This window comes from Bradyrhizobium sp. 40 (assembly GCF_023100925.1).
In the GTDB taxonomy this organism is placed as follows: Bacteria; Pseudomonadota; Alphaproteobacteria; order Rhizobiales; family Xanthobacteraceae; genus Bradyrhizobium.
Genome location: NZ_CP064688.1, coordinates 4,160,339 through 4,174,695 on the forward strand (window position 1 = coordinate 4,160,339; position 14,357 = coordinate 4,174,695).

General features: G+C 64.9%; 14 protein-coding genes. 8 read left to right on the forward strand and 6 right to left on the reverse strand.

Translation table 11 applies throughout. The features are described from left to right. Positions 1–76: 76 nt before the first annotated feature. Positions 77–1,216, reverse strand: coding sequence for an autotransporter outer membrane beta-barrel domain-containing protein (locus IVB40_RS20315; protein ID WP_247816113.1), 1,140 nt, complete (start codon positions 1,214–1,216; stop codon positions 77–79). A gap of 379 nt (positions 1,217–1,595) precedes the next feature. On the opposite strand from IVB40_RS20315, the gene IVB40_RS20320 reads away from it, so the two are divergent. Then, positions 1,596–1,802, forward strand: coding sequence for a cold-shock protein (locus IVB40_RS20320; protein WP_007591938.1), 207 nt, complete (start codon positions 1,596–1,598; stop codon positions 1,800–1,802). 96 nt (positions 1,803–1,898) lie between these two features. On the opposite strand, the gene purN is transcribed toward IVB40_RS20320, so the two are convergent. Together purN and purM are read right to left on the reverse strand one after the other, a co-directional pair. After that, positions 1,899–2,552, reverse strand: coding sequence for a phosphoribosylglycinamide formyltransferase (gene purN, locus IVB40_RS20325; RefSeq protein ID WP_247816114.1), 654 nt, complete (start codon positions 2,550–2,552; stop codon positions 1,899–1,901). After that, the gene (gene purM / locus IVB40_RS20330; RefSeq protein WP_247816115.1) at positions 2,552–3,625 is read right to left on the reverse strand and encodes a phosphoribosylformylglycinamidine cyclo-ligase; all 1,074 of its coding nucleotides are present in this window, start codon (positions 3,623–3,625) and stop codon (positions 2,552–2,554) included. The genes purN and purM overlap by 1 nt, the downstream gene beginning before the upstream one ends. A 155-nt stretch (positions 3,626–3,780) precedes the next feature. On the opposite strand from purM, the gene IVB40_RS20335 reads away from it, so the two are divergent. The 4 genes from IVB40_RS20335 to ppx all read left to right on the forward strand — a co-directional run bounded on the left by IVB40_RS20335 (position 3,781) and on the right by ppx (position 8,933). Then, entirely contained in the window at positions 3,781–4,323 is a 543-nt protein-coding gene (locus tag IVB40_RS20335; RefSeq protein ID WP_027569696.1) for a CDP-alcohol phosphatidyltransferase family protein, read from the forward strand. A 93-nt stretch (positions 4,324–4,416) separates the two neighbouring features. Then, on the forward strand, positions 4,417–5,094 hold the full coding sequence (locus IVB40_RS20340) for a DnaA/Hda family protein (RefSeq protein WP_247286374.1): 678 nt from the start codon (positions 4,417–4,419) through the stop codon (positions 5,092–5,094). Between the two features lie 128 nt (positions 5,095–5,222). Beyond that, positions 5,223–7,415 (forward strand): RNA degradosome polyphosphate kinase, encoded by a 2,193-nt coding sequence (locus IVB40_RS20345; RefSeq protein ID WP_247819567.1) that lies wholly within the window; start codon positions 5,223–5,225, stop codon positions 7,413–7,415. 15 nt (positions 7,416–7,430) lie between these two features. Then, the gene (gene ppx / locus IVB40_RS20350) at positions 7,431–8,933 is read left to right on the forward strand and encodes an exopolyphosphatase (RefSeq protein ID WP_247816116.1); all 1,503 of its coding nucleotides are present in this window, start codon (positions 7,431–7,433) and stop codon (positions 8,931–8,933) included. Positions 8,934–8,991: 58 nt separating this feature from the next. Here the strand turns inward: ppx and IVB40_RS20355 are convergent, their stop codons facing one another. Both IVB40_RS20355 and ndk read right to left on the reverse strand, forming a co-directional pair. Then, positions 8,992–9,852, reverse strand: a complete 861-nt coding sequence (locus IVB40_RS20355; RefSeq protein WP_027569692.1) for a TerC family protein — start codon at positions 9,850–9,852, stop codon at positions 8,992–8,994. A gap of 44 nt (positions 9,853–9,896) precedes the next feature. Beyond that, positions 9,897–10,319 (reverse strand): nucleoside-diphosphate kinase, encoded by a 423-nt coding sequence (gene ndk / locus IVB40_RS20360; RefSeq protein WP_007591953.1) that lies wholly within the window; start codon positions 10,317–10,319, stop codon positions 9,897–9,899. A gap of 310 nt (positions 10,320–10,629) precedes the next feature. On the opposite strand from ndk, the gene IVB40_RS20365 reads away from it, so the two are divergent. The 3 genes from IVB40_RS20365 to IVB40_RS20375 all read left to right on the forward strand — a co-directional run bounded on the left by IVB40_RS20365 (position 10,630) and on the right by IVB40_RS20375 (position 13,206). Then, entirely contained in the window at positions 10,630–10,881 is a 252-nt protein-coding gene (locus IVB40_RS20365) for a sulfur globule protein precursor (RefSeq protein WP_247360624.1), read from the forward strand. Between the two features lie 217 nt (positions 10,882–11,098). Next, a complete protein-coding gene (locus tag IVB40_RS20370; protein WP_247434138.1) occupies positions 11,099–11,272 on the forward strand; it encodes a hypothetical protein in 174 nt (57 codons plus the stop codon). Positions 11,273–11,343: 71 nt separating this feature from the next. Further along, positions 11,344–13,206: an ABC-F family ATP-binding cassette domain-containing protein gene (locus IVB40_RS20375; protein WP_247816117.1), complete on the forward strand. Its 1,863-nt coding sequence runs from the start codon at positions 11,344–11,346 to the stop codon at positions 13,204–13,206. Positions 13,207–13,366: 160 nt separating this feature from the next. On the opposite strand, the gene IVB40_RS20380 is transcribed toward IVB40_RS20375, so the two are convergent. Then, positions 13,367–14,332, reverse strand: a complete 966-nt coding sequence (locus tag IVB40_RS20380) for a tripartite tricarboxylate transporter substrate-binding protein (RefSeq protein ID WP_247286385.1) — start codon at positions 14,330–14,332, stop codon at positions 13,367–13,369. Positions 14,333–14,357: the final 25 nt, after the last annotated feature.

The following is a 14,357-nucleotide window of genomic DNA, read 5'->3' on the forward strand; positions in this document are numbered from 1 at the left end:
TTGAACATGATCTCTTCGGAAAACCGCTTCGCAGTTTTCCAGATCCGGCTCTGGGCGGACGTGGGCAGGCTTCGCCTCACCACCGATATTCGAAGCCGACCGTGCCCTGATGCGACGTCAGCTCGCTGCGGAACTTGCCGTCGTAGTTGACGTAGAGCCGCGCCGTGTTGGTCAGACTGATCGAGGCCGAGGCGCCGGCATCCATGCCGTAGCGGCTCTCGCCGATCCCGGGCACGACGATGCTCTGGGTCCCGAGGCTGACCTGCACCGATCCCAGGTTCTGATGGAAATTGTCGACGAACTTGCCGTAGGCGGACAGGTCCAGGATCTTCTGGTCGAAGATGAAGTAGCGTCCGACCTCGGCTCCGATCATGACGCGCGCGCGAGAGAGCGCCGTCGAGCCGACATTGAGGGGATCGAGGCCGCCAACCTCCTGGAACGCGACGCTGGTGGCGCGGACATATTCCAGTGCACCCTTCGGCACGATGCGCATCTGGTCCTTGGTCCAGTAATAGCTGATCTCGGTCAACGCGCCGTCGACTGCGGCGCGATAACCCGCGGTCGCAAGGCCGAGGCCGGTATCCCGGCTGGAGCGGACCTTGCCGAAACCGTGCACCAGCGCGAAAGCCCAGGTCCAGGGGCCCTTGTCGACGGAGCCACTGAAGCCGAGTTGAGTCAGGTCCAGCGTCGCGGACTGGAGCGCGAGCGGAACGTCGATGTCGGTGTGGCTCTGGTCGACGGAGAAGCCGAGATTGACGCCCGGTGCGAGCCGCGCGCCAAAGCCCGCGACACCGCCGAAGGTCTTCCGCTTGTCGCCGACAAAGTCTCCTTGCGCATCGGTCCGGACCGAGATGCCGTAGCCCTCGAACCAGGTGCGGTAGCGCGGATCTTCCGCGCCGGCCGATGCGCCGCCGCCGCCGGGATTGGTTCGGAACGCCCGGTTGACGCCGCCAGATGCCTGGTTGCCGAGCCGCTCCAGGAAGTTCGACCCGAGATTGAGCGCGCTGTTGCCGGCCGATTGGTCGTAATTGGTGGAGGTGGCCGACGGCGTGGGAGGCGGTGGCGGTGGCAGCGGCGGGGCGACCTGAGCGAGAACGGGAGCAGCCGTCGTCACCAAGCCAAGCACGATGGCACTCGCGACCTTGGCCGCCGTCCGACGAACCCGGTCTCCGCCAATCACCCGCCGCGTCCCGGAAAGCTGCAATGTGCAGCGCATGACGATGAATCCCAAAGCAAAATGGCGGCGCGCAAAAATGCAACACGCGCCACACTGCACGTGACGATTTGTGCTGAACTGCCCCCGAGGGTCAATCGGTCCAGACCTCATCGCCAAGGCGATTGCCCTCGATTGTGGTTCCCCGGCCACAGGTCGTAAATTGCAGATGACGGCACCCGGCCCGGACTTGAAATTCGCGCGCGGCTTGCTAACGGGCGATTTTCATGTTGCAATATCGGACACAATCGGAATTGGCCGCTCGACTGTGCGTTTCGCGACATTGAGACTCAAGACTCGAACAGACTACCGGAAGCCCGTTTGTGGCGTGGCACGCGAAAAGCGGCCGCGTCGTTTTTGTATCTAGCGGAGGAGACTGAGGATGCCGCAAAAGGGCACCGTCAAATGGTTCAACCCGACCAAGGGATATGGGTTCATCAAGCCGAACGGCAGTGACAAGGACGTCTTCGTCCACATCTCCGCCGTCGAGCGCGCCGGACTCTCCACCCTCAATGAAAACCAGGTGGTTGAATACGACCTCGTGGAGAACCGCGGCAAGGCATCCGCGGAGAACCTCAAGGTCTCCTGACTTCTCTCGCGGTCTGCGCAAGAGATCATGACGTTGCCCCCGGCTCTGCCGGGGGTTTTTGTTTTGGGGATGAGAAGTATTTCGTGCGACGGCGCTTCACCGCACCAACGGCGCAACCAGAAAATTCTCCGACGGCCCGCTGCCCGCGGTCTTGCACACGTCGCCCTCGATCCGGACCTTGCCGGTCGCGAGCAGGCTCAGCGCTGCGGGATAGATGCGGTGCTCGACTTCGAGGATACGCTCCGACAGCGTGTCCGCCGTGTCGTGATCGCTCACGGGCACCGCACCCTGCATCACGATTGGGCCGGCATCGGTCTCGGGGATGACGAAGTGCACCGTTGCGCCGGACAGCTTGACGCCGGCGCGCAAGGCCTGGCCATGCGGGTCCAAGCCTGGGAATGACGGCAGCAGCGAGGGATGGATGTTGAGCATCCGCCCGTACCAGGCTTTTGTGAATTCAGCCGTGAACAGCCGCATGAAACCGCCGAGACAGATCAGCTCGATGCCGTGCTGATCGAGCGCTGCTTGCAGCACCTTCTCGAAGCCGGCGCGGTCCTTGCCGAACGGCTTGCTTTCGATCACCAGCGTGTTCACGCCGCTCGCTTTGGCCCGTTCGAGCCCGAGCGCGTCGGCCTTGTTCGAGATGACGAGCGAAATCTCCGCCGGGAAATCCGCAGCAGCAGCGGCCCTGATCAGCGCGGACATGTTGGAGCCGCGACCGGAGATCAGGATGGCGACGCGGCGTTTCATCAAAGCGCCAGATCGAGGTGGCCGTTATAGATGACGCGGTGCTCGCCCTCAGCCGGGATCACGGTACCGAGCTGTGCGACGGTCTCACCGGCGTCAGTGAAGACCTCCACGACCTCGTCGACCTTGTCCGGCTCGACGATCGCGATCATGCCGATCCCGCAATTGAAGGTCCGCAGCATTTCGAGCTCGGCGATGCCGGCTTGGGCTGCCAGCCATTTGAACACCGGCAGCACCGGCAGGCGCGCCAGATCGATACCGACACCGAGAAGGTTCGGCAGCACGCGCGGAATGTTGTCGGTGAAGCCGCCGCCGGTGATGTGGGCAAGCCCCTTCACCGCGCCGGTCTCGCGGATCGCGCGCAGGCAGGATTTGACATAGAGCCGCGTCGGCGTCAGCAGCGCGCCGCCGAGCGTCATGACAGGCGCAAACGGCGCCTGCGCCCCGAAGCCGACGCCGGATTGTTCCACGATCTTCCGGACCAGCGAGAAACCGTTGGAGTGCACCCCCGACGAGGCCAGCCCGATCACGGCATCGCCGGCGGCGATGTCCTTGCGCGGCAAGAGCGTGCCCCGCTCCGCGGCGCCGACCGCAAAGCCGCCGAGGTCGTAGTCGCCGTCCTTGTAGAGGCCGGGCATCTCGGCCGTCTCGCCGCCGATCAGGGCGCAGCCGGATTCGCGGCAGCCTTCGGCGACACCGGCGACGATCGACGCGGTCGCCTCCGGATCGAGCTTGCCGCAGGCAAAATAGTCGAGGAAGAACAGCGGCTCGGCGCCCTGCACCACGAGGTCGTTGACGCTCATGGCGACGAGATCGATGCCGATCCCCCCATGCAGGCCGGTCTCGATCGCGATCTTGACCTTGGTGCCGACGCCATCGGTGGCTGCCACCAGGATGGGATCCTTGAAACCGGCCGCCTTGAGATCGAACAGGCCGCCGAATCCACCGATTTCGGCGTCGGCGCCGGGCCGTGCGGTGGCGCGCACCATGGGCTTGATCAGGTCGACCAGGCGGTTGCCCGCGTCGATATCGACGCCTGAATCGGCGTAAGTGAGGCCGTTTTTGCGGTCGGTCATGCCCGATTTCCAGTGGGTTTGCGGCTGGTTACGTCGAATTCCGGGGACGCGCAATGGCTCGCATGGCGCGCCTCCGTATACTATGTAGAGATATCAACCGGTTCAGCCTCCAAAGGGCCGAATTCGAGGTCAGGCCGGGTGCCGGGAAGCGCCGTGTGAGTATACCGAACATCATTACTTTGGGCCGCATCATGCTGGTCCCGATCATCGTCTGGGCCATCGTGTCGAGCCAAATGGAGGTGGCGTTCGCCGTCTTCCTGATCGCCGGGATCAGCGACGCGGTCGACGGCTTCCTTGCCAAGCGCTTCAACATGACGAGCGAGCTCGGCGCCTTGCTCGACCCGCTCGCCGACAAGGCGCTGCTGGTCTCGATCTACATGGCCTTGGGCATCTGGGGCGCGATTCCGCGCTGGATCGTCATCCTAGTGGTCTCGCGCGACATCATGATCGTCGCCGCCGTGATCATATCGTGGCTGTTCGACCGCCCTGTGGAGATGAAGCCCTCGAAGGTATCCAAGCTAAACACTGTGGCCCAGGTGGCGTTCGCAGCGCTGGTATTGGCCGCCCTCGCCTTCGGCTTCAAAGCCGGTCCTTATGATATAATCTTGATGGGCCTCGTTACGGTCTTCACGCTCTCCTCCGTGTCGCTCTATCTCGTTGAGTGGTTGCGGCACATGAGCACGATCGAGGCCAAGTGAGTTGGGAAGCGGCCCCGCAAAAGGCCAACTCCCGCTCGATGAAGTCGCATCTCGTCAAACGAAGCCGGCACGCCGGCACGGAGCAAAGCAAACGTGCCAGGCCGCGTTCATCCCCGACAATTGGCGTTTTCGCTTCCGCATGCGGAGAGCCTGAGCCGGGACAATTTCCTCGAAGGCCCCGTTAATGCCGCCGGTCTTGCCCTCATCGACGCCTGGCCGGAATGGCCGAACCGGATCATGTGGCTGGCCGGCCCGGAAGGAAGCGGCAAGAGCCATCTCGCCGCGATTTGGGCCGAGGCTTCAGGCGCCCGCTCGACCACGGCCAATGGGCTGACCGCCGAAGCCGTCCCGGCCGCGCTCGCCACCGGCGCGCTGGTGGTCGAGGACCCCAAGGCCAGGGAATTCGACGAGCGCGCCCTGTTCCATCTGATGAATCTGGCGCGCGAGGACGGCGCCTACGTCCTCTTCACCGGACGCGAGGCGCCCGCTTCTCTCGAGATCGAGCTTGCCGACCTGCGCTCGCGGCTCCGCGCCGTCCCTGTTATCTCGCTGCTGCCGCCTGACGACCAGCTCTTCCGCGGCCTGATCGTCAAATTCTGCGCCGACCGCCAGCTCGCGGTGGACGAGAGCGTGGTCGGCTACCTCGCCACTCGCCTGGAGCGGTCCTCGGCCGCCGCCCGACGGGCTGTCGATCTGCTGGACACCGAGGCCCTGCGCCTTGGCCGTCCCGTCACCCGGGCCTTGGCAGCCGAGCTGCTCCGGGATGTCTGACCAAGGCGGCTTGACGCGGCCGGGCGGCGGAACATCAATGTCATCGAAACGTCATCGCTCTAACACATGCTCCCGCGGGTTTTGCGCGTAAGTCGCAAATTGGGGCGAACTGGATGGATCGACTTCTGATGGACTCTGCGCAAGCTGTTGAAGTTAAAGAAAAAGCCCCGGAAGCCGAAGGCCCGCCGGCGATCGCATCGAGCCCCGAGCGGTTCATCAATCGCGAGCTCTCCTGGCTGCACTTCAACCGCCGCGTCCTGGAGGAATCGGTCAATCCCAGCCACCCCATGCTGGAGCGGGTGCGATTCCTGTCGATTTCAGCGAATAACCTCGACGAGTTCTTCATGGTCCGCGTCGCCGGCATCAAGGCCCAGGTGCGCGAGGGCATTGCCGAGCGCAGCCCCGACGGTCTGACCCCGTCCGAGCAGCTCGCGCTCATCAACCGGACCGTCTCGCAGCTTGCGTCCGACCAGCAGGCGATCTGGCGCGACCTGCGCGGCACGCTTGCCGACGAGGGCATCGTGCTGGTCGATGGCAAGGAGGTCACCAAGGCGGAACGAACCTGGATCGAGGACTACTTCCTCAGCAACGTGTTCCCGCTGCTGACGCCGCTCGCGATCGACCCGGCCCACCCGTTCCCGTTCATTCCGAGCCTCGGCTTCACCATCGCGCTCCAGCTCACGCGCGCCGCCGACGGCAAGCAGATGAACGCGTTGATCCGCATGCCTGGCAAGATCGACCGCTTCATCCGCCTGCCGGCCGAGGGCAAGGTCGTCCGGCTGATCTCCCTGGAGCAGGCCACCGCTCTGTTCATCAACCGCCTGTTCCCCGGCTACAATCTGCACGGCCAGGGCGCATTCCGCGTCCTCCGCGACTCCGAACTCGAAATCGAGGAAGAGGCCGAGGATCTCGTCCGCCTGTTCGAGACGGCGCTCAAGCGCCGTCGCCGCGGGTCCGTGATCCGACTCGAGATCGACGCCAAGATGCCGGAACAGCTGCGCAGCTTCGTGCAGCACGCGCTGTCGACCGCCGACGACGAGGTGTTCCTGGTCGACGGCGTGCTCGCCATGAACGAGCTCTCGCAGCTCACCCGCCTCGACCGGCCCGACCTGGAATTCACCCCTTATGTGCCGCGCCATCCCGAGCGCGTGCGCGAGCAAGGCGGCGACATCTTCGCTGCGATCCGACAGAAGGACCTCGTCGTCCATCACCCCTACGAATCCTTCGACGTCGTGGTGCAGTTTCTCCAGCAGGCCACGCGCGACCCCGACGTCGTCGCCATCAAGCAGACGCTCTACCGCACCTCCAGCAACTCGCCGATCGTGCGTGCGCTCGTGGAAGCCGCCGAAGCCGGCAAATCCGTCACCGCGCTGATCGAGCTGAAGGCCCGCTTCGACGAGGAGGCCAACATCCGCTGGGCGCGCGACCTCGAACGCGCCGGCGTGCAGGTCGTCTACGGCTTCCTCGAACTGAAGACGCACGCGAAACTCTCGATGGTGGTGCGCCGCGAGGGCGGCAGCCTAACGACCTACGTCCACACCGGCACAGGCAATTACCACCCGGTGACCGCGCGCATCTACACCGACCTCTCCTACTTCACCTCGGAGCCGACCATCGGCCGCGACGCCGCGCGCGTGTTCAACTTCATCACCGGCTACGCCGCGCCGAGCGATCTGGAAAAGATGGCGGTCTCGCCGCTGACCTTGCGCAAGCGCATCATCGAGCACATCCAGGGCGAGACCGCGCATGCGCGGCACGGCCGGCCTGGTGCGATCTGGATGAAAATGAACGCGCTGGTCGACCCCGACATCATCGACGCGCTCTACGAGGCCTCACAGGCCGGCGTGCAGGTCGAACTCGTGGTGCGCGGTATCTGCTGCCTGCGACCCGGCATTCCCGGACTGTCGGAGAACATTCGCGTCAAGTCGATCATCGGGCGATTCCTCGAACACGGCCGAATCTACTGCTTCGGCATGGGCCAGGGCCTGCCGAGCGCGAAAGCGGCTGTGTATATCTCCTCGGCGGACATAATGCCGCGCAACCTCGACCGCCGCGTCGAGGTGCTGTGTCCGCTGCAAAATCCCACGGTGCATCAGCAGGTTCTCGAACAGATCATGGTCGCGAATCTCAAGGACAATGAACAGAGCTGGCAATTGTTGCCGGACGGGTCCTCAACGCGTATGAAGACCGCGAAGGGCGAGGAGCCTTTCAACGTCCACAACTACTTTATGACAAATCCGAGTCTGTCTGGCCGTGGTAAGTCGCTCAAGGAATCCTCGCCGCGCCGCCTCACGCGCCGTAATGAACGTCATCAATCCTGATCCGGGATCGTCGACGTGAAGCGGCCGCGCAAGCGCGGCTCGAGCGTCGCCGTCATCGACATCGGCTCCAACTCGGTCCGTCTCGTCGTCTACGAGGGACTGACGCGGAGCCTGATTCCGATCTTCAACGAGAAGACGCTGTGCGGGCTCGGCCGCGAGGTGCAGAGCACCGGCTTGCTTGCGCCCGACGCCGTCGACAAGGCGCTGACCTCGCTCAAGCGCTTCCGTGCGCTGTGCCGGGTGATGCAGGTCGGACGGGTGTTTGCGATTGCGACCGCCGCCTGCCGCGACGCCTCCAACGGCGCCGACTTCATCGCGAAAGCCGAGCGCATCTGCGCGGTGAAGATCGAGATCCTGTCGGGCCCGCGCGAGGCGCGGCTGTCGGCGCTCGGCGTGATCTCCGGCATTCACCATCCCGACGGCATCGTAGGCGACCTCGGCGGCGGCTCGCTCGAACTGATCGACGTGCGCAAAAACACCGTGCGCAGCGGCGTGACGCTGCCACTCGGCGGCCTCGCACTGCAGGACCTCGCGCATAAATCCCTGAAACGCGCCGACCGCATCGTGCGCGAAGCGCTCGACGGGGTGCCACAGCTCAAGGCAGGGAGCGGCCGCAGCTTCTACGCCGTCGGCGGCACCTGGCGCGCGCTTGCGCGCATCCACATCATCCAGAGCGGCTATCCGCTCCAGGTGATGCACGGCTATTCGATTTCGGCGGCCGAGGCGCTCGATTTTTCGCGTCGTCTTCGCCGGCTTGCGGCCGCCGGCATGCTCGCCGACATCGAGATCGTCGCCGATGCCCGGCGCCCGCTCCTCACCTATGCCGCACTGGTGCTCGAGCACATCATCCGGGTGGCGAAGCCGAAGACCATCGTGTTCTCGACCTTCGGCGTGCGCGAGGGCCTGCTGCACGAGAAGCTGCCGGAGTCCGAACGCAACAAGGACGGGCTGATCTGCGCGGCCGAGGAGCTGAACCAGCTGCTGTCGCGTTCGGCCAAGCACGCGCGCGAGTTGATCGCCTGGACCGACCGCCTCGCCCGCGTGGTGAAGCTGCGCGAGACCGAGGAGGACCGCCGCCTGCGCCACGCCGCGTGCCTGCTGTCCGACATCGGCTGGCGCGTGCATCCCGACCATCGCGGCGAGCAGACGCTGAGCCTCGTCGTCAACGGCAATTTCGGCGCGATCACCCACACCGAGCGCGCCTTCGTCGGCCTGTCCGTGTTCTATCGCTATGCGGGGCTCAGCGAGGAGAACCAGCCGCCGGTCGCCATGCAGGAGCTTCTGACGCCGGCGCAGCTCGAACGCGCCCGCCTGCTGGGCGCGGCCTTCCGCGTCGCGCATCTGATCTCGGCGGCGCGTCCGGGCGTCTTGCCTGCGACCCATTTCCGCAGCGTGGGCCGTAAGCTGTTGCTGGTGTTCGAGCACCGCCTCGGCGATCTCGTCGCGGACCGCGTCGGCAGCCGCTTCCGCGCGCTCGCCCGGCTGATCAACCGCGCCGGCTCGATCGTGCGGCGCTAGCGCATGATCCGGAAAAACGTGAAACGTTTTCCGGAAAGATCATGCTCGAAAGATAAGCCTATTCCGCCGAGGCCTTGGCGTGGCGTTCGGATGACTCCAGCGCGGCTGCGCTCATGCTGCGGCGGCGCCAGATGGAGCCGACGACCAGCACGACGACGACGCCGAGAGCTGCGCAGAGATATTCGCCGCCTCCGCCGCCATGGGCGAATTGCGGCGGGATGCGCAAGGCGCCGAGCATGTTGTCCAGCGAGGCGCCGAACGGACCGTCGAACAGCGTGTGCAGCCTCGGCGCGATGCCGGGATCGGTCGCGATCACCTCGCCCGCGATCCAGCCGAGCAGCGCCGCGCCGGCCCACACCAGAACCGGGAGCTTTGCGAGCAGCGCCATGATCAGCGCCGCACCGGCGACGATCAAGGGCACGCTGATGGCAAGGCCGAGCACCAGCAGGGGCGCACTGCCATTGGCGGCCGCGGCCACCGCAATGACGTTGTCCAGGCTCATGACGATGTCGGCGACGACGACGATCTGCACGGCCTGCCACAGATGCGAAGCCGACTCGACGCCGTCCTCGTCCTCCTGTTCCGGCACCAGCAGCTTTGCCGCAATCACGATCAGCGCAAGACCGCCGACCAGCTTGAGGTACGGCAGCTCCATCAGGCTCGCGACGATCCCCGTGAAGATGATCCGCAGCAGCACCGCCGCGCCGGCACCGAGAATCATGCCCCACAGCCGATGCCGCGGCTTGAGGCCGCGGCAGGCGAGCGCGATCACCAGCGCATTGTCGCCGGACAAGAGGATGTTGATCCAGATGATCTTGCCGACCGCGACCCAGAAGGTCGGTTCGGCCATCTCAACGCGGAACTGGGTGAAGAATGCCCCGATCGTAGCGGGATCGAAGATCTGCCAGAGCCAGTTCACACTACATCCTTTCGCCGCGTCTCGTTACCTTATCGGCCGACGGATCAGCCGACGATCTCGTTGCCCGAGAAGAACTGCGCGATCTCGATCGCGGCGGTTTCCGGCGCATCCGAACCGTGCGCGGAGTTCTCGCCGATCGACTTTGCGTAGAGCTTGCGGATGGTGCCGTCAGCCGCCTTGGACGGATCGGTCGCCCCCATCACGTCGCGATACTTGGAGACGGCACCCTCGCCTTCCAGCACCTGGACCACCACGGGGCCCGAGGTCATGAAGTCCACGAGCTCACCGAAGAAGGGGCGCGCCTTATGGACCGCATAGAAGGTCTCGGCCTGTTCCTTGGTCATGCGGATGCGCTTCTGCGCGACGATGCGCAGGCCCGCCTTCTCGATCACGGCGTTAACCGCACCGGTAAGGTTACGCGCGGTGGCGTCGGGCTTGATGATCGAGAAGGTGCGTTCGATGGCCATGATCTTGTCCTTGAAGAGAAAACGGTGGTTCGGAGTTGCCGGGCTTATATCGGCGCGTTCGCCATACGGCAAGCGACCGCCAAAACCGACTCGCGGGTGCTTCGCCGCAGGCCAAGCGCCCGAATTCCAACATGGATTACGACGATTTCACCCAAATGAACCCAATCTGAAGCCCTCGTCAGGGTTTGGTTCAGCCTCGCTCGGATAACCTCAGGTCCATCGAAACCAAAGCCTCTGCCCGAGGCGGACCGTTTCGGCGGCCTTTCCATCGACGCGATAGCCCCGCGCCGGCAGTTTTGAGGAGATCACCATGTTGAGGAAGCTTTCGCTCGCCGCGGTCGCCGTGGTCGCGCTTGGTGCCGCGCTGGCGCCGACCTCCGCGTCCGCTCATTGGCATGGCGGCTGGGGTCATGGCGGCGGCGGTGGCTGGCATCACGGCTGGGGCGGACCGCGGTTCTATGCCGGCGGCCCCGTCTCCTATGGCTATGGCGGCTGCTATGTGCGCCGGCTGGTCCCGACCCCCTGGGGACCCCGCTGGCGGATGATCAACCGCTGCTACTGAGCCCGACAGCACCTTTCCAAAGCTACCTGAGCCCCAAGGTACCTTCCAAGCGAAACCCCGGCGTCCCCCAGCGCCGGGGTTTTGTATTCGGAGGGGGCCATTGCGCGGCTTCACACAATTTTTGCTAGAATGCCGCGCAATCGCCGCGAGTGGCGAAACCATTTGGGGGCCAAGGACTTGGTACCGTGTCGCTTCTTTGAGAACACGGAACCCTGCGATGGTTAGCCTTTTCGCCGACGACAGCGAGCAAATCGACCGGCGCACCAGCCGCTCGATCCGCGATGCGGTGGGCGAACGGCTCCAGCAGAGTCTGCGCCCCGAAGCCAGGCTCCCGACGCACCTCGAGCAACTCCTCAATGAGCTGAAGCAGCGCGACCGCGACTCGCACTGAGTTGACGAGCACTGGCCCGTGGACACGGAAAAACGGGTTGCGTTTGATCGCGGGTGCGGTGACAAGGCCGCATGCTTGCCATCACCGACCTCTCCATCCGCCTCGCCGGACGCCTTCTGATTGACCAGAGTTCCGTGCAGATCACGCCAGGATCCCGCGTCGGCATGGTCGGTCGCAACGGCACCGGCAAATCGACCCTGTTCAAGGTGATCCGCGGCGAGCTCGCCGCCGAGCACGGCACGGTGACCCTGCCGCCCCGCTGGCGCGTCGGCAGCCTCGCGCAGGAAGCGCCGAACGGCCCCGAGAGCCTGATTTCGGTCGTGCTCAAGGCCGACCTCGAACGCGACGCGCTGCTCACCGAGGCCGAGAGCGCGACTGACCCGCACCGGATCGCCGAGATCCAGACCCGGCTGGTCGACATCGACGCGCATTCGGCACCGAGCCGTGCCGCCGCCATCCTTTCCGGCCTCGGCTTCTCCGCCACCGACCAGCTCCGCCCCTGCGCCGAATTCTCCGGCGGCTGGCGCATGCGCGTTGCGCTCGCCGCAACGTTGTTCGCGGCTCCCGACCTGTTGCTGCTCGACGAGCCCACCAACTATCTCGACCTCGAAGGCACGCTGTGGCTGGAGGATCATCTCGCACATTATCCGCGCACCGTGATCGTGATCAGCCATGACCGCGACCTGCTGGAAAGCTCGGTCGACCAGATCCTGCATCTGGAACGCGGTAAGCTCACGCTTTACAAAGGCACCTACTCCTCCTTCGAGGAGCAGCGCGCCATGCGCGAGATGCTGGATGCCAAAGCGGTCAAGCGCCAGGAAGCCGAACGCGCGCGCCTGCAGGCCTTCGTCGACCGCTTCAAGGCCAAGGCCTCCAAAGCCCGGCAGGCGCAGTCACGCGTGAAAATGCTGGAGCGGCTGAAGCCGATCACGGCGCTGGTCACCCAGGACGTACGCGAGATCAGCTTTCCCGCGCCGGAGAAAATCCTGTCGCCGCCGATCATCGCCGCCGACAACGTCGTGGTCGGCTACGATCCGAATACGCCCGTGCTGAACCGCGTCACCTTGCGCGTCGACAATGACGACCGCATTGCGCTGCTCGGCTCCAACGGCAACGGCAAGTCGACCCTTGTGAAACTGCTCGCCGGCCGCCTCGCGCCATTCTCGGGCAAGGTGACGCGCGCGGACAAGCTGTCGATCGCCTATTTCGCGCAGCACCAGCTCGACGAACTGAACGAGGATGCCTCGACCTACGACCACGTCCGCAAGCTGATGGGCGAGGCGCCCGAAGCGAAAGTACGCGCCCGCGCCGGCGCCATCGGCTTTTCCGGCAAGGCGGCCGACACCAAGGTTGGAAAATTGTCGGGCGGCGAGAAGGCGCGCCTCCTGCTGGGACTTGCGACCTTTTTCGGCCCCAACATGATCATCCTGGACGAGCCGACCAACCATCTCGACATCGACAGCCGCGCAGCGCTCGCCGAAGCCATCAACGAATTCCCCGGCGCCGTCATCATGGTTTCGCACGATCGCTATCTGATCGAGTCCTGCGCTGATCAACTCTGGATCGTCGCCGACCGCACCGTGACCAATTACGACGGCGACCTCGACGAATATCGCCGCCTGGTGCTGTCCGCGCGCAATGGCGAGCCCGCCCCGCGCGAGCGCAGCGCCGCGAGCGAGAAGCCGCAGCGTCCGAGATCGGACAATCGCGGCTCGCTGAAGAAACGTATCGCGGAAGCCGAAACCGAGATCGCCCGCGTCAGCGCGATCATCAGCAAGATCGACACTGCGCTGGCCCTGCCCGACATCTTTACCCGCGACCCCAAGCAGGCCGCGCAACTGTCGAAAGCACGCGCCAATGCGGCCGACGCGCTGGTGCGCGCCGAGGAGCAGTGGCTCGAGGCGAGCACGCAGTTCGACGAGGCGGCGGGTTGAAGCCTCCACGACCGGGCCGACATCAAAATCGCAAAAACAACCCCATGCACAGTACCGGTATTTTGCTACCCGGTGATTAGCTGTTGAATGGGCTGGTCTTTACCGTGGTGGCTTAAACCCGCTCACGCAGCGATGTCGGCACGAATTGAGCAGAAACGGCTCAGTCCGCGAATTGGCCGGCTGCCTTGATCATCGGAGCCCACCGGTCGACTTCACTCGCGAGCATCGCGGCCAGCGCTTCCGGCGTCGCCTTCTCCTGCGGGACCGGCTCCGTGTTGATGTCGTTGAACCGGGCGATCAGCGTGGAATCCCTAAGGGCGGACTGGAGCGCCGCGGTCAGCTTCTGAACGACCGCCGGCGGTGTGCCCTTGGGGGCATAGATGCCGTGCCAGACACCAAGTTCGAAGCCTTTGAGGCCGGCCTCGTCGGCCGTCGGCAGATCGGGCAGGCTCTTCAGCCGCTCCCTGGTGGTGATCGCATAGGCCTTGACCTGCTTCGACATGATCGGGCCGGTCGTGTTCGTGGCCTGGTCGCAGGTGAGATCGATCTGCCTGCCGAGAAGATCGTTCATGATGGGGCCGTTGCCCTTGTAGGGCACCGCGGTCAGCTGCTTCTGGATCGCCGTCATGAACAGCATGCCGCAGAGATGCGACGCCGCGCCGAGTCCGGCATTGGCATAGGTCAATTTGTCGCCCTGCTGTTGGGCGTAGGCGACCAATTCCTTCAGCGTGTCGGCCGGAAAATCCGGACGCGCGATGATGGTCATCGGCGCATTGGTCACAAGCCCGATCGGCGCAAAGGCCGTCTTCGTGTCATAGCTGAGGTTGCGGTACAGTGTGGCGGCGGTCGAGAGGCCGACATGATGGATCAGCAGCGTGTATCCGTCGGGCTGGGCTCGCGAGGCGCGGGTCGTGGCGATGGTGCCACCGGCGCCGGGCGCGTTCTCGACGACGACCTGTTGGCCAAGCGATTTCGCCATGCCTGCCGCGGTCAGGCGAGCAATGGTGTCCGTAGGTCCGCCGGCGGCGAACGGCACCAACATGGTGACGGGCCTGATCGGATAGTCCTGGGCGAGCGCCGCGCCAAACGGCAGAACCAGAGCCGATACGAGGGCAATGAGCCGCATGCTTTCCTCCAAATTTTTTGCTTGC